Annotated in this window: 19 protein-coding genes; 11 read left to right on the plus strand and 8 right to left on the minus strand. The window is 69.1% G+C overall.

Annotated elements, in window-relative coordinates; genetic code table 11:
* Nucleotides 1-16 precede the first annotated feature (16 nt).
* Entirely contained in the window at nt 17-2209 is a 2193-nt protein-coding gene (locus HMH01_RS03970) for a primosomal protein N' (RefSeq protein WP_171322704.1), read from the plus strand.
* 5 nt (nt 2210-2214) lie between these two features.
* Here HMH01_RS03970 and thpR read toward each other — a convergent pair whose 3' ends face one another.
* The gene (gene thpR / locus HMH01_RS03975; RefSeq protein WP_171322706.1) at nt 2215-2757 is read right to left on the minus strand and encodes an RNA 2',3'-cyclic phosphodiesterase; all 543 of its coding nucleotides are present in this window, start codon (nt 2755-2757) and stop codon (nt 2215-2217) included.
* A 125-nt stretch (nt 2758-2882) separates the two neighbouring features.
* Between thpR and hisC the strand changes: the two genes are divergently transcribed.
* Both hisC and HMH01_RS03985 read left to right on the plus strand, forming a co-directional pair.
* Nucleotides 2883-3974 (plus strand): histidinol-phosphate transaminase, encoded by a 1092-nt coding sequence (gene hisC, locus HMH01_RS03980; RefSeq protein ID WP_171322708.1) that lies wholly within the window; start codon nt 2883-2885, stop codon nt 3972-3974.
* Nucleotides 3971-4927, plus strand: coding sequence for a prephenate/arogenate dehydrogenase family protein (locus tag HMH01_RS03985; protein WP_171322710.1), 957 nt, complete (start codon nt 3971-3973; stop codon nt 4925-4927). Before hisC ends, HMH01_RS03985 begins: the two co-directional genes overlap by 4 nt.
* Before the next feature lie 2 nt (nt 4928-4929).
* Here the strand turns inward: HMH01_RS03985 and HMH01_RS03990 are convergent, their stop codons facing one another.
* On the minus strand, nt 4930-5946 hold the full coding sequence (locus tag HMH01_RS03990; protein ID WP_171322712.1) for a DUF2125 domain-containing protein: 1017 nt from the start codon (nt 5944-5946) through the stop codon (nt 4930-4932).
* Nucleotides 5947-6023: 77 nt separating this feature from the next.
* Here HMH01_RS03990 and HMH01_RS03995 point away from each other — a divergent pair, with 77 nt between their 5' ends.
* Nucleotides 6024-6602, plus strand: coding sequence for a gamma-glutamylcyclotransferase (locus HMH01_RS03995; RefSeq protein WP_246237271.1), 579 nt, complete (start codon nt 6024-6026; stop codon nt 6600-6602).
* 11 nt (nt 6603-6613) lie between these two features.
* On the opposite strand, the gene pcaB is transcribed toward HMH01_RS03995, so the two are convergent.
* Nucleotides 6614-7942 carry a 3-carboxy-cis,cis-muconate cycloisomerase gene (gene pcaB, locus HMH01_RS04000; RefSeq protein WP_171322714.1) on the minus strand — a complete coding sequence of 443 codons (1329 nt, stop codon included), beginning with the start codon at nt 7940-7942 and terminating at the stop codon, nt 6614-6616.
* 3 nt (nt 7943-7945) lie between these two features.
* Nucleotides 7946-8740, minus strand: a complete 795-nt coding sequence (pcaD, locus tag HMH01_RS04005) for a 3-oxoadipate enol-lactonase (protein WP_171322715.1) — start codon at nt 8738-8740, stop codon at nt 7946-7948.
* Nucleotides 8741-8784: 44 nt separating this feature from the next.
* Between pcaD and HMH01_RS04010 the strand changes: the two genes are divergently transcribed.
* The gene (locus HMH01_RS04010; protein ID WP_171322717.1) at nt 8785-9714 is read left to right on the plus strand and encodes a DMT family transporter; all 930 of its coding nucleotides are present in this window, start codon (nt 8785-8787) and stop codon (nt 9712-9714) included.
* Between the two features lie 5 nt (nt 9715-9719).
* On the opposite strand, the gene bktB is transcribed toward HMH01_RS04010, so the two are convergent.
* The gene (bktB, locus tag HMH01_RS04015) at nt 9720-10901 is read right to left on the minus strand and encodes a beta-ketothiolase BktB (RefSeq protein WP_171322719.1); all 1182 of its coding nucleotides are present in this window, start codon (nt 10899-10901) and stop codon (nt 9720-9722) included.
* A gap of 160 nt (nt 10902-11061) precedes the next feature.
* On the opposite strand from bktB, the gene HMH01_RS04020 reads away from it, so the two are divergent.
* Nucleotides 11062-11463 carry a response regulator gene (locus HMH01_RS04020; protein WP_171322721.1) on the plus strand — a complete coding sequence of 134 codons (402 nt, stop codon included), beginning with the start codon at nt 11062-11064 and terminating at the stop codon, nt 11461-11463.
* A 6-nt stretch (nt 11464-11469) separates the two neighbouring features.
* Here the strand turns inward: HMH01_RS04020 and HMH01_RS04025 are convergent, their stop codons facing one another.
* Nucleotides 11470-12462 carry a glutathione S-transferase family protein gene (locus tag HMH01_RS04025; protein ID WP_171322723.1) on the minus strand — a complete coding sequence of 331 codons (993 nt, stop codon included), beginning with the start codon at nt 12460-12462 and terminating at the stop codon, nt 11470-11472.
* A gap of 201 nt (nt 12463-12663) precedes the next feature.
* On the opposite strand from HMH01_RS04025, the gene dgcN reads away from it, so the two are divergent.
* The 3 genes from dgcN to HMH01_RS04040 are packed head-to-tail and all read left to right on the plus strand — an operon-like array spanning nt 12664 to nt 15499.
* Nucleotides 12664-13665, plus strand: a complete 1002-nt coding sequence (gene dgcN, locus HMH01_RS04030; protein WP_171322725.1) for an N-acetyltransferase DgcN — start codon at nt 12664-12666, stop codon at nt 13663-13665.
* Nucleotides 13655-14623, plus strand: coding sequence for an N-acetyl-D-Glu racemase DgcA (dgcA, locus tag HMH01_RS04035; RefSeq protein ID WP_171322727.1), 969 nt, complete (start codon nt 13655-13657; stop codon nt 14621-14623). Before dgcN ends, dgcA begins: the two co-directional genes overlap by 11 nt.
* Before the next feature lie 18 nt (nt 14624-14641).
* A complete protein-coding gene (locus HMH01_RS04040; protein WP_171322729.1) occupies nt 14642-15499 on the plus strand; it encodes a D-amino-acid transaminase in 858 nt (285 codons plus the stop codon).
* Between the two features lie 39 nt (nt 15500-15538).
* Here the strand turns inward: HMH01_RS04040 and HMH01_RS04045 are convergent, their stop codons facing one another.
* Both HMH01_RS04045 and HMH01_RS04050 read right to left on the minus strand, forming a co-directional pair.
* A complete protein-coding gene (locus tag HMH01_RS04045; protein WP_171322731.1) occupies nt 15539-15847 on the minus strand; it encodes a DUF1244 domain-containing protein in 309 nt (102 codons plus the stop codon).
* Nucleotides 15848-15874: 27 nt separating this feature from the next.
* The gene (locus tag HMH01_RS04050; RefSeq protein ID WP_171322733.1) at nt 15875-16687 is read right to left on the minus strand and encodes an N-formylglutamate amidohydrolase; all 813 of its coding nucleotides are present in this window, start codon (nt 16685-16687) and stop codon (nt 15875-15877) included.
* Nucleotides 16688-16853: 166 nt separating this feature from the next.
* Here HMH01_RS04050 and pyk point away from each other — a divergent pair, with 166 nt between their 5' ends.
* Nucleotides 16854-18302 carry a pyruvate kinase gene (gene pyk / locus HMH01_RS04055; RefSeq protein ID WP_171322735.1) on the plus strand — a complete coding sequence of 483 codons (1449 nt, stop codon included), beginning with the start codon at nt 16854-16856 and terminating at the stop codon, nt 18300-18302.
* A gap of 137 nt (nt 18303-18439) precedes the next feature.
* Nucleotides 18440-18640: a 50S ribosomal protein L35 gene (gene rpmI / locus HMH01_RS04060; protein ID WP_171322737.1), complete on the plus strand. Its 201-nt coding sequence runs from the start codon at nt 18440-18442 to the stop codon at nt 18638-18640.
* The last annotated feature ends 3 nt before the right edge of the window (nt 18641-18643 follow it).

The raw sequence follows: 18643 nt of genomic DNA on the forward strand, positions 1-18643 counted from the left end.
TCACCCGTGGCGGGCAATGGCGATGAGCGACCTTCCGGCTGGCGCCCTGGCCGCCGTCCTGACGGCAGAGCCGCTCGATCGCCTGCTTGACTACCGGGTGCCCGAGGGCGGTGTCGCCATGGGGGATTTCGTGGTGGTCCCGCTGGGCCCGCGGCGTGTTGCAGGCGTGGTCTGGGGGCCGGGGCAGGGCGGCTTCGATCCCTCGAAGATCCGCACCATCGCCGCCGTGCTGGACGTGCCGCCGATGCGGGCGGAACTGCGCGAGTTCCTGACGCGTGCCGCCGACTACACCCTCACGCCGCTTTCCGCGATGCTGCGGCTGGCGACACGGGTGCCCGATCTTGGCGCCCCCCCCGGGTCGCGGGTGCTTCTTCAACGGGGTGGCGGGACGCCCGACAGGCTGACGCCCGCGCGGGCCCGCGTGCTCGACGTGCTGGACGAACATGGGGGTGCCGGGTTCCCGCCGGGCGAGCTGGCGGCGCTTGCCGGCGTGTCGTCCTCGGTTCTCAAGGGGCTGGAGTCGCAGGGCGTACTGGTCCGCATCGCGGCGCCGCGCGACATGCCCTATCCGCGGCTCGACCCGCGCCACGGGGGGCATGCGCTTTCGGACGGGCAGGCGCAGGTGGCGGCGGAACTGCGGGCGCGGGTGGACGCGCTTGCCTATTCCACAACGCTGCTCAAGGGCGTCACCGGGTCCGGCAAGACCGAGGTCTATCTCGAGGCGGTGGCCCAGGCGCTGGCACGCGGGCGGCAGGCGCTGGTGCTGCTGCCCGAGATCGCGCTGACCGGCGCCTTTCTCGATAGGGTCGAGGCACGGTTCGGCGCCCGGCCCGCGGAATGGCATTCCGGCGTGACCGGGGCAGAGCGGCGCCGGCTCTGGCACGCGGTCGCGAAGGGCGAGGCGCAGTTGGTCGTCGGGGCGCGTTCGGCGCTGTTCCTGCCGTTCCGGGACCTGGGACTGATCGTCGTCGATGAGGAACACGACAGTTCCTACAAGCAGGAGGAGGGCGCGCTTTATCACGCGCGGGACATGGCGGTGTTGCGCGCCTCGCTGTCGGGGGCCGCGGTGGTGCTGGCCTCGGCCACGCCCTCGCTCGAGACCTGGGTGAACGCGCGGGCCGGAAAATACGGGCGGCTCGACCTGGCCGAGCGTTTCGGCACGGCGCTGCTGCCCGAGATGCGCGCGATCGACATGCGAGCCGACGGCCCGGCGCAGGGCGCATGGCTGTCGCCGCCGCTGGTCGAGGAAATCCGCACCCGGATCGCCGCCGGGGAGCAGTCGCTTCTGTTCCTGAACCGGCGCGGCTATGCGCCGCTGACGCTGTGCCGGGCCTGCGGGCACCAGCTTGGGTGCCATCAGTGCGACGCGCGGCTGGTCGAGCATAGGTTCCTGAAGCGGCTGGTCTGCCACCAGTGCGGAGAGAGCGAGCCGATCCCGACCGCCTGTCCGAAATGCGCGGTCGAGGGGCGGCTTGCAGCCCTGGGCCCCGGTGTTGAGCGGGTGGCCGAAGAGGCGGCGGCGCTGTTCCCGGACGCCCGCATCGCGGTCCTGTCCTCGGATCAGACCGAAAGCGCCCGCAGCCTGAAGGCGCGGATCGAGCAGATCGCGTCCGGTGGGGCCGATATCGTGGTCGGCACGCAGATCGTGGCCAAGGGCCACAATTTCCCGCTGCTGACGCTGGTGGGTGTGGTGGACGCCGATCTGGGGCTGATGGGCGGCGATCTGCGCGGGGCAGAGCGGACCTTCCAGCTGATCCGGCAGGTTGCGGGCCGTGCCGGGCGGGCGGAAAAGCCGGGGCTTGCGCTGGTGCAGACCTATCAGCCGCAGCATGCGGTGATCGGCGCGATCCTTCAGGGCGACGAGGATGCCTTCTGGCAGGCCGAGGCGGCCGCGCGCGAAGATGCGGGCGCGCCGCCCTTCGGCCGGATGGCCGGCATCATCCTGACCGGCCCGGACGAGGCGCGGGTCTTCGAAGTGGGCCGCCGCCTTGCGCAGTCGGCAGGCGCTCTGCGCAAGCTCGGGGCCGAGGTCTACGGCCCGGTCGCAGCGCCCATCGCGCGCATCCGCGGCCGCTTTCGCGCAAGGATGCTGGTCAAGGGGCCCAAGGGCGTGCTGCTGCAACCCGCGCTCAGCGCCTGGCGCGCCGGGGTCGAGGTGCCCGCGAATGTGCGCGTGGTGATCGACATCGACCCGCAGAGCTTTTTCTGAACGCCTCAGCCCAGGTCGTAGCGCATGAGTTCGGTATGGATCGCGCCCGCCTTGCCCAGATCCGAGCGGTAGAGCGCGAAGGACGCAGCCTCGAACGCGGGCAGGGCCGCGTCGCCATGCGCCTCGAGGAAGCGGCCGAGCTTCACCGCCTCTTCGGCGGCAAGACGGCGGTTGAAGCGCGCCAGCGTCACATGCGGACGAAAGCGCCGGCGTTCGAGATCCACGCCCGCCGCGCGCAGGCGGGTTGCTACCTGCGCCTGCAACGCCATCAGCGCCGGGGCCCGCTCGGCCATGATCGCCAGCACATGGGGCTCGCGCCCGCCCAGCGTGTCGAGTCCCTTCAGGTGCAGCGCGATGGCCGGGTGGCGCATGGTATCGAGCGAATGGGCGATGTCCTCGGCCACGTCGCCCGGCTGCTCGCCGGCGAAGGCCAGCGTCAGGTGCATCGCATCCGCCGCCATCGCCCGGCCAACCGGCAGGGCGGTGGCAAGGTTTTCCAACGCCTCCGTCACCCCGTCGGGCAACCCGATCGCCACGAACAGCCGCATGATCCCCTCTCCAGCCTTTGCGTGAGCATGCCGCCCCGCAGGACCGTCTGCCACCCCCTTTGCCATCTGGCAAAAGCCGGCCCGGCGCGCTAGGAAGGCGTCCGACCCAAGCCGCGAGCCAGACCATGACCCAGACCCGCCCCATGCCGCAGCCAGGCATTCTCGACATCGCCCCCTACAAGGCGGGCGAGGGGCATGTGGCGGGGGCCAACGCGATCACCAAGCTCAGTTCGAACGAGAACCCGCACGGACCCAGCCCCGCCGCGATGGAAGCGGTGCGCGCGGCGGCCGAGACGCTGGCGGTCTATCCCTCCTCGGATCATGCCGCGCTGCGGACGGCGATCGGCGAGGTCTGGAACCTTGATCCCGCGCGCATCGTCTGTGGCGCCGGGTCGGACGAGATCATCTCGCTTCTGTGCCAGTCCTATGCCGGGCCGGGCGACGAGGTGCTTTACACCGAGCATGGCTTCGCGATGTATCCGATTTCGGCCATGGCCGCGGGGGCGACACCGGTGCAGGTGCGCGAGCGGCATCGCACCGCGGATGTGGATGCGCTGCTCGAGGCGGTGACGGAACGCACCGCGATGGTGTTCATCGCCAACCCCAACAACCCGACCGGCACCATGCTGCCGCCCGAGGAACTGGCGCGCCTTGCGGCCGGCCTGCCCGGGCGCGTGATGCTGGTGCTGGACGGCGCCTATGCCGAATATGTGCCGGGCTATGACGCGGGCGCGGCGCTGGTCGACGCGCACGAGAACGTGGTGATGACGCGCACCTTCTCGAAGATCTACGGCCTTGGCGGGCTGCGGATCGGCTGGGGCTACGCGCCCGCCCATGTGATCGAGGTGCTGAACAGGGTGCGCGGTCCGTTCAACGTGTCGGCCGCGGGTCTTGCGGCAGCCGAAGCGGCGGTGCGCGACACCGCCTATACCGAGCGTTGCCGGGCGGCCAATGCCGAGTGGCGTGGCTTCATGCAGCGGGAGCTGAACGCGCTGGGCCTGCCCACGGACGAAAGCCACGCGAATTTCGTGCTGCCCCGCTTTCCCGGCCCGGAAATGGCGGCTGCCGCCGACCAGCGGCTGCGCGCGCATGGCATCATCGTGCGCCCGGTGGGCGGCTATGGCCTGCCGGATTTCCTGCGCATCACCATCGGCGACGAGGTGGCCTGCCGCCGCGTGATCGCCATTCTCGACGAATTCCTGAAGGAGCGGGCATGACCGCCGCCGACGCCGTCAACGCCTATCGGCATGTCGCCCTGGTCGGGCTTGGCCTGATCGCGTCCTCGATCGCCCATGCCGCCCGGCGTGCGGGGTTCGACGGGCGCATCACCGGCACCGCCCGCAGCGCCGCGACGCGGCAGGCGGCGCTGGACCTGGGCATCTGCGACGCGGTGTTTCCAACGGCGGCCGAGGCCGTCGACGGGGCGGATCTGGTGATCCTGTGCGTGCCGGTGGGCGCGATGGCGCAGGTTGCGACGGAAATCGCCCCGGTGCTGGCGCCGGGCGCAACGCTGACCGATGTGGGTTCGGTCAAGGCACGGGTGATCGAGGATGTCGCCCCGCACCTGCCCGAGGGTGTCCATTTCATCCCCGGCCACCCGATCGCCGGGACAGAGCAGTCGGGGCCGGGCGCGGGCTTTGCGGAGTTGTTCGACAACCGCTGGTGCCTGTTCACGCCACTGCCCGATACCGATGCGGACGCGCTGGCGCGGCTGATCGCCTTCTGGCAGGCGCTGGGCGCGAAAACGGATGTGATGGAGCCCGAGCATCACGACCTGGTCCTTGCGGTCACGAGCCACGCGCCGCACCTGATCGCCTATACCATGGTGGGGGTCGCCGACGACATGGCGCGGGTGACCGAGAACGAGGTCATCAACTACTCGGCTGCGGGTTTCCGCGACTTCACCCGCATCGCCGCTTCGGACCCGACGATGTGGCGCGACGTGTTCCTGACCAACAAGGCCGCCACCCTGGAAATCCTGGGCCGGTTCACCGAGGAACTGTTCGCGCTGCAACGCGCGATCCGCACCGGCGACGGGCAGCTTCTGCACGACTATTTCACGCGCACCCGGGCTATCCGGCGCGGGATCATCGATGCCGGGCAGGACACGGCGGCCCCGGATTTCGGGCGTGTTCCCAAGGGGGCCGCGGTGGACGGTCCGAAACGCTGAGCTCAGAACGTCGCCGCGTTCAGCCGCGGAGCATCGCCCAGGGGGATCGGCCCCAGCCGCATCCGGCCATCCTCGAATGTAAGCGTCACGTCCAGCCGGCTGGTGTCGCCCGTCATGCGCGCGATGAAGCCAAGCCCCTGTTCCAGCGTTCCGCCCATGTCGGCCGAGACCCAGCCCCCCGCCACGGCCAGGTCGATCATCTCGGTCCAGTTCCGCGCGATCACGTTCAGCCGGCCGTCGGCATAGCCCTGCGCGTCGGCATCGAGCCGCCCGGTCACCGCCAGTTCCATCTCGCCCCAGCGGGCGCTGACATTTCCCACGTTCAGGGTGGTCAGCTGCGGCGGGCCGTTCTCGACCGCGTGGCGGTCCCAGGGGGCGTCGAAAACCGGCGTCAGGCGGATTTCGGCCGTGGCGATCGCGGCAGGCAGCAGACCCGCCGGGTCGAGCCGGTCGCGGACAGGCTCGGGCAGGCGCAGGGTGTCGGCGGTCAGGGTCACGTCATAGCCGTAATCGGGGGCCGCCCCCTCGGGCGCGCGGCGCACGGCAAGCTGGCCCCGCGACAACGAGGCGGCCCAGCCCAGCGTGCTGACCATGTTCACCCCGTCGAGCGCGATGATGCTCTGTTCCAGCGCCAGTGCGGTCGAGGGGCGGAAGCGGATGCTGCCCTCCATCTGGCGGCTGTTGACGGTGATGCGCTGAAGCGGGCTGGCCAAAGTCTGCGTCTCGGGCCAGACCGCGATGATGTGGTTGGGCTGGTAGCTGAGCGCGAAGATCTGGAAGGATGGCGCGCTCCAGGACCAGCCGGAGCCGGGGTCGGCCAGTTGCAGATCGGTGAAGAAGCTGTCGAAGCGGTTGGGATAGCCCGTGACGGTCAGATCGCCCACATCCGCCACCCAGCCCTCGGCGCGGCGCTGGTCGAGCCAGCCCTCGATCGCCTGCCGCTTGCCGGACGCGCCGACCCACCAGTAGCCGCTCCAGCCGAGGGCGGCGACGATCACGAGGAAGAACAGGCTGCGCATCATTGGGGTGGGGCTTCCGGCTGTTTTCTCATCGGGCTATACCAAGCCCCGGCACCGGACAACAGGAAGGGGGCCATATGCCACAGGATGCCGCCGGATCGGGAATGACCGTCGCGCTGGACGCCTCGGCGGGGTTCTGGGTGTTCGCCTACGGCTCTCTGATGTGGAACCCGGGCTTCGCGTCGGCCGAATCCTCGCTGGCCCGGCTCGAGGGGTATCGGCGCGGGTTCTGCATGTCCTCGATCGTCTATCGCGGCACGCCCGAGGCGCCGGGGCTGGTGCTGGCGCTGGACGCGCGCGAAAGCGCGTCCTGTACGGGCGTCGCCTATCGCGTGGCGCCCGAGTCGGGGCCCGCCGCACTGCGCTACCTGCGGGACAGGGAGCTTGTTTCCTCTGCCTACCGCGAGGCGGTGGAGCCGGTTGCGCTGACAGACGGACGGCAGGTACAGGCGCTGTGCTATGTCATGGACTGCGCGCACGAGCAGTACCGCGGCAACCTGTGCCTTGAGGAGCAGGCAGAGATCATCGCCCGCGCCGCCGGTCCCGCGGGCACCAACCGCGAATATCTTGCGAACACGGTCCAGAGCCTGATCCGGCTCGGTCTGCACGACCCAGAGTTGTTCGAACTGCACGAGATGGTGCGCCGCCTGCCCTGAGGGCGTTTGGCTCAGGCGCGGGCGGCCCGCACGAAGCGGTCGGCAAAGGCGGGGGCCTCGCCGGCCTGTGCCAGCGGGTCGAACGCATGGGCCCAGTCCACCGGCGCGTCGGTCATGTCGCAAAGCACGGCGCGCAGCGGGCGATTGTCCCGCAGTGCCGTCGCACAGGCCGCCATGACCAGCGCGGCAGCGTCCGTCCGGGGCATGTGGGCGGACAACGCGAAGGTGCAGCTTTCCGCGAACATCACCCCCTGATGCCCGTCGAAGGCCCGGCGCATCGCCGCCACGTCCGCCTGCATCGTTGCGGCCAGATCCGCGCCGACGCTCAGCGCGCGCCCCGCCGCACACAGCATCTGCGGCAGGGTCAGCCATTCCAGCCCCCAGGCGGCGCCGTCGCGTTCCTGCGCGTGCAGCATGGCCGAGTGCATCGCCCCCACCGCATGGGCATTGGCCGTGGCAAGCTGGACCAGTGTTTCCGCCCCGACCGGGTTGCGCTTGTGCGGCATGGTGGACGAGCCGCCGCCCGCCCCGGCGCTGACCTCGGCCAGGTCGGTCGCGCCCAGTTCCAGCAGGTCCGCCCCCATCTTGCCAAGGCTGCCCGTGACAAGGGCCGCCCAGCCGGCAAGTTCCGTGATGCCGTCGCGCGTCGAATGCCAGGGAATTTCCGGCGCGCCCAGGTCGAGCGCCCGGGCCAGCCCCTCGGCGACGGCCTGTCCCTGGCCCTGCATCGCCGACAGCGTGCCCGACGCCCCGCCGAGCGAGACGACCAGCAGGCGCGGACGCAGTTCCGCCAGCCGTGCGCGGTGCCGGATGAGCGGCATGCCCCAGGCGGCGATCTTGGCGCCCAAGGTGGTCGGCGTCGCGTTCTGGTGGCGTGTGCGGGCGGCCATGGGCGTGTTGCGGTGTTCCTCGGCGCGGTCGGCCAGGTGCGCGATCAGCGTTACCAGTCGCGCGTCCATGATCTCGAGCACGCGGCGCAGGCGCAGGACCAGCGCGGTGTCCATGATGTCCTGCGTGGTGGTCCCCCAATGGACCCAGGCGCCAACGGACGGATCGGGCAGCGCCTTTCGGAACGCCTCCACCAGCGCGCCGACGGGGACGCCTGCACGCGCCGTGCCAGCGGACAGCGCGGCGGGGTCGATCGCCACCTCGAGCGCGCCGCGCTGGATCGCCTTGGCGGCGTCTTGCGGGATCAGCCCCAGATCGCCCTGCACGCGCGCAAGCGCGCCCTCGACCATCAGCATGGCGCGGATCTCTGCGCTGTCGCCGAACAGGCGGCCGAGTTCGGGGTCGGCGTAAAGGCCGGACCAGAGCGGGCTGTCGAAGGGCGAGACGGCCATCGCTCAGACGGGCGGCAGGGTGTCGAGGAAAGCCGCGATGTGGCGGGCAAGGATCGCGGGCTGTTCGACGCAGGGCAGGTGGCCTGCGCCCGGTATGACCTCGAACCGGCAGCCGGGGATGAGCCTTGCGGTCTCGCGTACCAGGTCGGGCGGGGTGGACCCGTCTTCGGCGCCCACGACCGCAAGCGCGGGCAGGCGCAGCCGCGCGGTGCTTTCCATCAGGTCGGTGTGTGCGATGGCCGCGGAGCAGCCCATGTAGCCCGCGGCGGGCGTCCGGGTCAGCATGTGGCGCCATCCGGCCAGCTCGGCCGTGTTCTCGCGCCGGAACCGGGCCGAGAACCAGCGTTCGAGGATGGACCCCTCGATCGCCACGATGCCCCCGGTGCGGACGGCGGCGATCCGGTCTTCCCACATCGCCTCGGTCCCGATCTTGGCGGCAGTGTCGCAAAGAACGATGGCCCGCACCAGGTCTGGCCGTTCCGCCGCCAGCCCTTGGGCGATCATTCCACCTATGGAAAGCCCCACGAACACCGCGTCGCGCACGTCGAGCGCATCCAGAAGGGCCGCGGCATCATCCACCAGTTCGCCCATGCCATAGGGGGGCGGGGGGCAGTCGCTCAGCCCGTGCCCGCGCTTGTCGTATCGGATCAGCCGCAGGCCCGCGGGCAGCAGCGGCAGCAGCGCGTCCCAAACCCGCAGATCGGTTCCGAGCGAGTTCGCGAACACGACCGGCAGCCCGTCCGGGTCGCCGCTTTCGTGGATGTGGGTCAGGATGCCGTTGGTCTCGATCAGCCGCATGGCGCCTTATTGACGCGAAAGGCGGCAGCGGTCAAACAATCCCGATGCCGCCAACCGACGCCACTTCCGCGCAACGATCCCCCGCCTCGGTCCTGCCGGGGCCAGAGGCGGCGAAGGGGCATCTGGCGATGCTCGCCTTCTCGGCGATGGTCGCGGGGTCCTTCTCGCTGGGGTCGATGGCGGCGCCCGAGATCGACCCGCTGGCGCTGACCGCCGTGCGATTCCTGCTGGCCGCCCTGGTCATCGGCGGCATCGTGGCCGCCCGCGGTATCGCACGGCGGGCGCATTTCCGGGCCGGGTGGCGCTATCTCGTGCTGGGCGGCCTCTTTGCGACCTATTTCGTCCTGATGTTCGAGGGGCTGAAGACCGCGCCGCCGATCGCGACGTCGGCCATCTTCACCCTGACGCCGATCCTGTCGGCCGGCTTCGGCTGGCTGGTCCTGCGGCAGGTCACGACCCGGCGCATGGCCCTGGCGCTGGCGATCGCGGGGCTGGGCGCTGTCTGGGTGATCTTTGACGCGGACCTGGCCGCACTGGCCCGGCTGGACCTGGGCCGTGGCGAGGTGATCTACTTCCTCGGCTGCATCGCCCATGCGCTCTATGCGCCGATGGTGCCTCGGCTCGGCCGGGGAGAGCCGGTGCTGGTCCTGACGTTCGGCATGCTGATCGGCGGCACGCTGTGCCTTGGGGTCGTGGGCGGCCCGGCGGTGCTTGCCACCGACTGGCTGGCGCTGCCGGCGATCGTGTGGATCACGCTGTTCTACATCTCGTTCATCGCCGGCGCGGCCACCTTCCTGCTGATCCAGTATGCCGCCTTCCGCCTGCCCAGCGCCAAGGTGATGGCCTATACCTACCTGACCCCCAGCTTCGTCATCCTCTGGGAAGGGGCGCTCGGCAATGGCTGGCCGCCGCTGGGCGTGCTTGCCGGGGTGGCGGCGGTCATTGGCGGCCTGTTCCTGCTGCTGAAGGACTGAACTCTTCAGCCCATCCGTTCGAGTGCCAGGGCGATGCCCTGCCCGCCGCCGATGCACATGGTTACAAGCGCGCGGCGCCCGCCGGTCCGGTCCAGTTCGGCCAGCGCCTTGACCGTCAGGATCGCGCCGGTCGCACCGACCGGGTGACCCAGCGCGATGGCGCCCCCGTTGGGGTTCACCCGTGCCGGATCGAGGCCCAGCGTGTTCGACACCGCCAGCGCCTGGGCCGCAAACGCCTCGTTCGACTCGATCACGTCGAAATCGCCCATGCCCAGGCCGGTCCGCTCCAGCAGGCGCTGGACCGCGGGGATCGGCCCCAGTCCCATCACGTCGGGCCTGACGCCTGCAATTGCATAGCCCACCAGCCGCGCGACGGGTTTCAGCCCGGCGCGTTCGGCGGCTTCGGCGCGGGCAAGGACCAGCGCGGCCGCACCGTCATTGATGCCGGACGCGTTCCCGGCGGTCACCGTGCCGTCCTTCTGGAAGGCCGGGCGCAGGCCCGCCAGCGCCTCGGCGGTGGTGGATTTGGGGTGCTCGTCGCGGTCGAAGACATGCGTGCCCTTGCGGGTCTGGATCTCGAACGGGGCGATCTGGTCCGTAAAGCGGCCCGTGTCCTGCGCCCGCGCCGCGCGGGCCTGGCTTTCCAGCGCAAAGGCGTCCTGCGCCTCGCGGGTGATGCCGTGCTCGCGGGCGACGTTCTCGGCCGTCACGCCCATGTGGCCGGTGCCGAAGGGGCAGTTCAGCGCCCCGACCATCATGTCGAGCGCGGCGCTGTCGCCCATCTTGGTGCCCCAGCGCGCCCCGGTCAGCGCGAAGGGCGCCCGCGACATGCCTTCCGCGCCGCCCGCCAGCGCGAAATCCGCATCCCCCATCGCCAGCGATTGCGCGGCCGACACGATGGCCTGTGCGCCCGACCCGCAGAGCCGGTTCACGTTCATGGCAGGCGCGCTGTCGGGGATGCCCGCCTCGATCGCCGCCGCGCGCGAGAGATACATGTCGCGCGGATGGGTGTTGATGACATGGCCGAAGACAACGCTGCCGATCTGTTCCGGTGCGACGCCTGCTCGCCCCATCGCGGCGCGGGCGACATGGGCTGCAAGGGCGATGGGCGACGTGCCCGAAAGGCTTCCGCCAAAGGTGCCGATGGCGGTTCGGGCGCCGCCGAGAATGACGATTTCGGACTCCATGGACCTGTCCTTTCCTTCCGTGCCTGCGGGCCAGAGTGACCCGAGGCACGGCGCGGGGCAAGCGTCCGCGATGGTCGATTAACCCGATGTTAAGGAATTCGGCCGCATTTGAGACAAATGGCGGTCGGTCTCGGGCCGCGCCATTCTAGGGGTGAAAACAGTGCGCGTTCTCGTCGTCCATGAAAATGGGGATCTTTGCGGTATCTGGGCGCGTTTCCTCAAGCGCAGCGGTTTCAGCGTCAAGGTCGCGACATCGCCAGCAGACGCGGAGTATCAGCTTGCATCCGCGGATTTCGACGTGCTCGTGGTGGAACCCGAGCTGGAGGGGCATGGCGGGTTGTCCGTCGCCGACATGGCGACCTTTCGCAACCCCGAGATCCGGATCCTTGCCGTGACCGCATCGAGCTTCTTTTCGGAAGGCACGATCTTCGATCTCATCCCGAATGCCCGCGGTGTGCTGAGGACGCCTGTGCGGCTGGAAGACCTGGGCGCCTATATCGATCATTTCAGTTCCTGGCCGCAGCGCGAGGCGCCTGCGCGCCCGACGCGGCGCAAGGCCTGAAGGGGCTCAGGCCGCGGCCAGCCGGTCCCGCCGGTGCGGCGCCATCCAGTCCTGACGCGGCGCCATGGGCACGATCCGGAACCTGTTGATGCTTTCGTGGCTGTAATGATAGTGCCGCCGGATATGGTCGAAATCGACCGTCTTCGCGATCCCCGGCCATTGGTAGAGTTCCCGCGCATAGGCCCACAGGTTCGGGAAATCGACGATCCGGTTGCGGCTGCACTTGAAATGGCCGTGATAGACCGCGTCGAAGCGGAAGAGCGTCGGCGCGAGTCGCCAATCGGCCTCGGTGATGCGCCCGCCCACAAGGTAGCGGTGGTCGGAGAGGCGGCTTTCCAGCCAGTCGAGCGTGTCGAAGAGTTCCGCCACCGCCGTGTCGTAGGCCGACTGCGACCGGGCGAAGCCGCAGCGATAGACCCCGTTGTTGAGCGTGTCGTAGATGCGCGTGTTGACCGCGTCGATCTCGGGTCCGAGCGCCTTCGGGCAATAGTTCTCGCGGTTGCCGGTAATTCCGTCGAACGCGCTGTTGAACATGCGGATGATGTCGGCGCTTTCGTTCGAGACGATGGTCCCGGTCTTGCGATCCCAGAGTACGGGCACCGTGACGCGCGCGGTTATGCCGGGATCCGCACGGGTGTAGATGTCCTTCAGGGCCTTGCTGCCGAAAAGGCTGTCGCCGGTCGCGCCGGGGAAGTCGGTGGCGAAGCTCCAGCCCTCGTCCAGCATGTCGGGGTGAACAACGTCCACGGAGACATGCTCTTCCAGCCCCTTCAATGCGCGGAAGATCAGGGTGCGGTGTGCCCAGGGACAGGCCAGGCTGACATACAGGTGGTAGCGCCCGCTTTCGGCGCGAAACCCGCCGGTCCCGCTGGGCCCGGGGGCACCGTCTGCGGTTACCCAGTTGCGGAAGGTGACGGGCTGGCGCTGGAAGGAACCATCCTTGCCCAGCGTGGATCCCGTGGTGTCGGTCACCCATTTGCCGTCGATCAGGCTGCCCATCATTCGTTCCTTCCGTTCGGTGGTCGGTCCTCCTTCATATAGGTCGACCACGGAAACTGCAAAAACCCATCCATTGGGGGTAAACCGTTGCGAATATGGAAACGATTTTGCGGAAAATCGGCCTGTTTGGCTTGGACAATCCGGGCGCTTTCCTGTTTGCTCCGGCCGTTCATCAAGGTTCGGGTTTTCAGGAGGCATCCCATGATCGATGTGCCATATCTGCTGTTTCTGGGCGACGCGCCGGATCCGCTGGCCGCAAAGGTGGCGCAGGGGATCCGCGACTGGCGCCCAGCCTATGCGAAGGGGCAGCTTCGGATGCCGGGCTGCAAGGCGGACATGCGGTTGCCCGACATGACGCCGGCCGAGGCCGCCGCCGCGGGCGTCAGGACCATGGTCATCGGCGTCGCCAACCGGGGTGGCAAGATCTCGCGCGAGTGGCTCGAGGTTCTGAAGGAGGCGCTGGAGGCCGGGCTCGACCTGGCGTCCGGATTGCACAACCTGCTGCGGGACGAGCCGGAACTGGTGGCACTGGCCGCGAAGCTGGGCCGGCGGCTGCATGACGTGCGCGTGCCGAGCGTGCCCTATCCGATCGCCAATGGCGAAAGGCGCAGCGGCAAGCGCTGCCTTGCCATCGGCACCGACTGCTCGGTCGGCAAGATGTACACCGCGCTGGCCATGGAACAGGCGATGCGCAAGCGCGGCATGAAGGCCAGTTTCCGCGCCACCGGCCAGACCGGCATCCTGATCACCGGCGAGGGTGTCCCGCTGGACGCGGTGATCGCGGATTTCATGGCCGGGTCGGTCGAGTGGCTGACGCCCGACAACGACCCCGACCACTGGGACCTGATCGAAGGGCAGGGCAGCCTGTTCCACCCGTCCTATTCCGGGGTGACGCTGGCGCTGATCCATGGCGGCCAGCCCGACGCGCTGGTGCTGTGCCACGAACCCACGCGGACCCACATGCGCGGGCTGCCGGGCTACAGCCTGCCCAGCCTGGAGGAACTGCGCGACCTGGGCCTGCAGATGGCGCGCATCGTGAACCCCGATGTGCGGGTGGTGGGCATCTCGGTGAACACGTCCGGCATGAGCCGGGACGAGGCGCAGCGCTACCTGGCCGAGGTGGAGCAGCGGATGGGTCTTCCGGCCGTCGACCCCTTCGCGGACGGGGCCGAGCGGCTGGCGGAGGCGCTCGATGCCCTTTGAGGTCGGCATCGATCGGCTGCGCCTGCGCGAGGTGTTCACCATCTCGCGTGGCTCGCGCACCCATGCCGAGGTGCTGCGCGTGCGGGTGACCCGCGACGGCGTGACCGGGCAGGGCGAGTGCGTGCCCTACGCCCGCTACGGCGAAAGCCTGGACAGCGTGCGCGCCCAGATCGACGGGCTGGCGGACGGGATCGACCGGCAGGCGCTGCAAGCGGCGCTGCCCGCGGGCGCTGCCCGGAACGCCGTCGATTGCGCGCTCTGGGACTGGGAGGCCAAGACGAGTGGCCGCCCGGTCTGGGAACTGGCGGGCCTGCCTGCACCCGAGCCTGTCGTGACCGCCTATACCCTGTCGCTGGGCGCCCCCGAGGCGATGCGCGATCAGGCCGCCCGCAACGCAGAGCGCCCGCTGCTGAAGGTGAAGCTGGGCGGCGGTGCCGAGGATGCCGCCCGCATCCGCGCCGTGCGCGAGGGCGCGCCCAGGGCACGGATCGTCGTCGATGCCAACGAGGGCTGGAGCGTGGACGAATACAACGCGCTTGCCCCCGAGTTCCTTGTGCTGGGCGTCACCATGGTCGAACAGCCCTTTCCGGCCGGCGCCGATGAGGCGCTGCGCGACATGGCGCGGCCCCTGCCGGTCTGCGCCGACGAAAGCTGCCACGACCGCGCCTCGCTGCCGGGGCTTGCGGGCAAGTACGACATGGTGAACATCAAGCTCGACAAGACCGGCGGTCTGACCGAGGCGTTGGCCTTGCGCGACGCGGCGGTGGCGGCCGGGTTCGAGGTGATGGTCGGCTGCATGCTCGGATCGTCGCTGGCGATGGCGCCGGCGGTGCTGGTCGCGCAGGGGGCGGCGGTGGTGGATCTTGACGGGCCGCTCCTGCTGGCAGAGGACCGGGATCCGCCGCTCGCGTTCCGCGATGGCAGGATCTGCCCGCCGGAGCGGGCGCTGTGGGGCTGAATGGGAAGGAATGAGGGCATGAGCCGCATCGTTTACGTCAATGGGGAATACCTGCCGGAGGAAGAGGCGAAGATCTCGGTCTTCGACCGGGGCTTCCTGATGGCAGACGGGGTCTACGAGGTGACGTCCGTGCTGGAAGGCAGGCTGGTCGATTTCGCCGGCCACATGGCGCGGCTGAAGCGGTCGCTCGCCGAACTCGACATGGCCATGCCGGTGACGGATGCGGAACTGGAAGCGATCCACCGCCGGATGGTGGCCGACAACGGTATCGAGGAGGGGCTGGTCTACATGCAGATCACCCGTGGCGCGGCGGACCGGGATTTCGCCTATCCCGAGGGCGCGACGCCCAGCCTGGTGCTGTTCACCCAGAAAAAGGCGCTGATCGACAGCGCCGCCGCGAAGGCGGGGCTGCGGGTCGCGACCCTGCCCGACCTGCGCTGGAAGCGGCGCGACATCAAGACCGTGCAGCTTCTGGCCCCGTCGATGGCGAAGATGGCCGCGAAGGCGCAGGGCAAGGACGATGCCTGGATGGTGGACGAGGACGGCTTCGTGACCGAGGGCAGCTCGAACAACGCCTATATCGTGACGAAGGCCGGCACGATCGTGACCCGGCACCTGTCGAACGACATCCTGCACGGGATCACCCGCAAGGCTGTCCTCAGCTTCGCGCGCGAGGCGCAGATGAAGGTCGAGGAACGTCCCTTCACCGTGGCCGAGGCGCAGGACGCCGCCGAGGCGTTCATCACCTCCGCCTCGTCCTTCGTGACGCCGGTGGTGGAGATAGACGGCACGGCGCTGGGCGATGGCGCGCCGGGGCCGGTCGCCCGGCGGCTGCGCGAGATCTATGTAGCGGAAAGCCGCAAGGCCGCTGTCTGAAGCGGCTGGCGGCCCCGGCACCCTGGGGCCGCCTCGCGATCACTCCTTGCCGACATTCTCGCGGAAGGCGGCCTCGAATTCGGCCTTCTTGGCGTCGCTTGCCTCGGTCTGGTGCTGCGCGACCCATTCGGCATAGGGCATGCCGTAGTAGGCCTCGCGCCCCTCTTCCTTGGTCATCGGGATGCCGCGCTCGTTCGCGGCCTCCTGGTACCAGCGGCTCAGGCAGTTGCGGCAGAATCCCGCCATGTTCATCAGGTCGATGTTCTGCACGTCCGTGCGCCTTGCCAGATGCTCGCGCAGGCGACGGAAGGCGGCAGCCTCGAGTTCGATCCGTGTCTGGTCGTCCATGTCACTCTCCCCTTCAGGCATTGAGATTCAGGTAGGAACCGCGGCGCCCGCTGTCACCCCGCTTGCGGCGATCAGGTCGCGCAGGATCGGCGCGAGCCGCATCGCCCAGGCGGCCTGGTCGGCGGGTTCCGCGATCAGGTCGTTGCGGATCTCGATCAGGACATGCGGCAGACCGCGGCGGGTGCCGTGGACATTCATGCAATCCCCGCGCAGCGCCCCGGTATAGGGCTCGTTGTCGCCTACCACCAGGTCCGGCTCGGCCCGCAGCCGGGCGATCAGCGGTTCGGCCAGCCGTCCGTCGCGGTCCCAGAGTACGCCCACATGCCATGGCCTGGGCGGCTTGCCGCGCAGTTGCGGCGTGAAGGAATGGATCGAGATGATGTGCGGCACCGTCCCCCGCGCCAGCATCGCGTCTATCGTCCGTGTGATGGCGTCGTGGTAAGGGTCGTAGGCCAGCGCCCGCCGCCGGGCGACTTCCGCCTCATCTGCGTGCCGGTTGGCCGGGATGATCGAGCCGTCATACAGCTTCATCACCAGGGTCGGGTCGTCCGCGCCCCGGTTGGGGTCGATCACCAGCCGGGAAAAGCGGCTCAGCACCGCGGGGGCGTCCAGTTCGAGTGCAAGGCGCCGCGCGACGCCGGCGGCCCCGACGTCATGGGCGATGTGGCGGCCCATATCCGCATCGCTCAGCCCCAGCGTGCCGCCGGGGATCCAGTCGGGGACATGGTTCGTCGCATGGTCGCACAGCACCAGCGCGGGCCCGGGCGCATCGGGGGTCAGCCGTTCGAAGGCGGGATCGATCTCGTCTGTCACGGGTGGCTTCGGATCTGTCGTCTGCATGGACGATCCCTAGCGTGCCGCCTCGCAGGGGGAAAGAGGCCTACGCGCGACACGCCGCCCGCGAACGGTTCGAAAAAGACCGATTATTTTCTCTTTTTTTCCAGACAAAGCCCCGGTTGGCCGTTATACACTCGCGCCGAGGCCCCGGAACGATACAGGAACCACCATGCTACGACGCAATCGCAACGTGAAGATCGTCGCCACGTTGGGTCCGGCATCCAGCAGCTACGAGATCATCAGAGAGCTGTTCCTTGCAGGGGCGGACGTCTTTCGTCTGAACATGTCCCATGGCACCCACGAGGACATCCGCCGGCGGCATGAGATGATCCGCGATCTGGAGGTCGAGATGGACCGCCCGATCTCGATCCTTGCCGACCTCCAGGGCCCGAAGCTGCGCTGCGGCGTGTTCGCGAACGGCTCGGAAATGCTGGAGGAAGGCGCGCCCTTCCGCTTTGACCTGGAAAAGGCCGAGGGGGACGCGACCCGCGTGAGCCTGCCGCATCCCGAGATCTTCCAGGCGTTGGAGATCGGCTCCACCCTGCTGGTCAACGACGGCAAGATCCGCCTGCGGGTCCGTGACCTGAGCGAGAGCCATGCCGATTGCGTGGTCGAGGTCGGGGGCGAGATTTCGAACCGCAAGGGGGTGAACGTGCCCGATGTGGTGCTGCCGCTGGCGGCGCTGTCGGAAAAGGACCGCAAGGATCTGGAATTCGTCTGCGCGCTGGGCGTGGACTGGCTTGCGCTGTCCTTCGTGCAGCGCGGCAAGGATGTCGAGGAGGCCCGCGAACTGGCGCGCGGGCGGGCCGCGATCCTGTCCAAGATCGAGAAACCGGCCGCCGTGAAGGCCTTCGACGAGATCCTCGAGGCATCCGACGGGATCATGGTCGCGCGCGGCGATCTGGGCGTGGAACTGCCGGTGCAGGCGCTGCCGCCGATCCAGAAGCGGCTGGTGCGCAAGTGCCGCCGCGTGGGCAAGCCGGTGATCGTCGCGACCCAGATGATGGAGAGCATGATCTCGAGCCCGGTGCCGACCCGCGCCGAGGTGTCGGACGTGGCGCAGGCCATCTACGAGGGTGCCGACGCGGTGATGCTGTCGGCCGAGTCGGCCGCCGGCGAATACCCGGTCGAGGCGGTGGAGACGATGAACAACGTCGCCGAATCGGTCGAGAGCGACGAGACCTATCGCCAGATCATCGAAGCCTCGCGCACGCCGTCCAAGCAGTCGGTGGGCGAGGCGATCACCGCCGCCGCCCGCGAAGTGGCCGAGACGACGGATGTGAAGGCGATCTGCTGCTTCACCCATTCGGGCACCACCGCCAGCCTGATGAGCCGCGAAAAGCCCCGCGTGCCGATCCTGGCCCTGACCCCGAAACCCGCGACGGCGCGGCGGCTGAACCTGACCTGGGGCCTGCACTGCGTGGTCACGCCCGAGGTGGAGCGCTTCAAGATGGCCGTGGTCAGTGCCGCACGCGCAGCCAAGGCGCATGGATTCGGTACTGACAAGGACTTTATCGTGGTAACTGCGGGCGTGCCGTTCAACACGCCGGGATCCACCAACATCCTGCGCGTCGCCCCGGTGGACGAAAAGAAGATCGTGGACGGCGGGCCGGAATAGGGCCTGTCCGCCTTGTGCCCCCGGCGCCACTTGCCAAGACCCGCGCATCTGCCTATACGGTGCGCTCTGTCGATGCGGCCGGCCAATCTGGGCTGCCGAGTCCGCATTTCCGAGCAACCCCTGACCAGGAGTTTGAAATGCCCAAGATGAAGACAAAGTCGAGCGCCAAGAAGCGCTTCAAGATGACGGCCTCCGGGCTCGTCAAGGCCGGCCAGGCGGGCAAGCGCCACGGCATGATCAAGCGGACGACCAAGTTCATCCGGACGGCGCGTGGCACCACCACGCTGAGCGAGCCGGATGCGAAGATCGTCAAGTCCTACATGCCGTACAACCGCTGAGGA

Origin of the sequence: Halovulum dunhuangense (genome assembly GCF_013093415.1) — a bacterium.
In the GTDB taxonomy this organism is placed as follows: domain Bacteria; phylum Pseudomonadota; class Alphaproteobacteria; order Rhodobacterales; family Rhodobacteraceae; genus Halovulum; species Halovulum dunhuangense.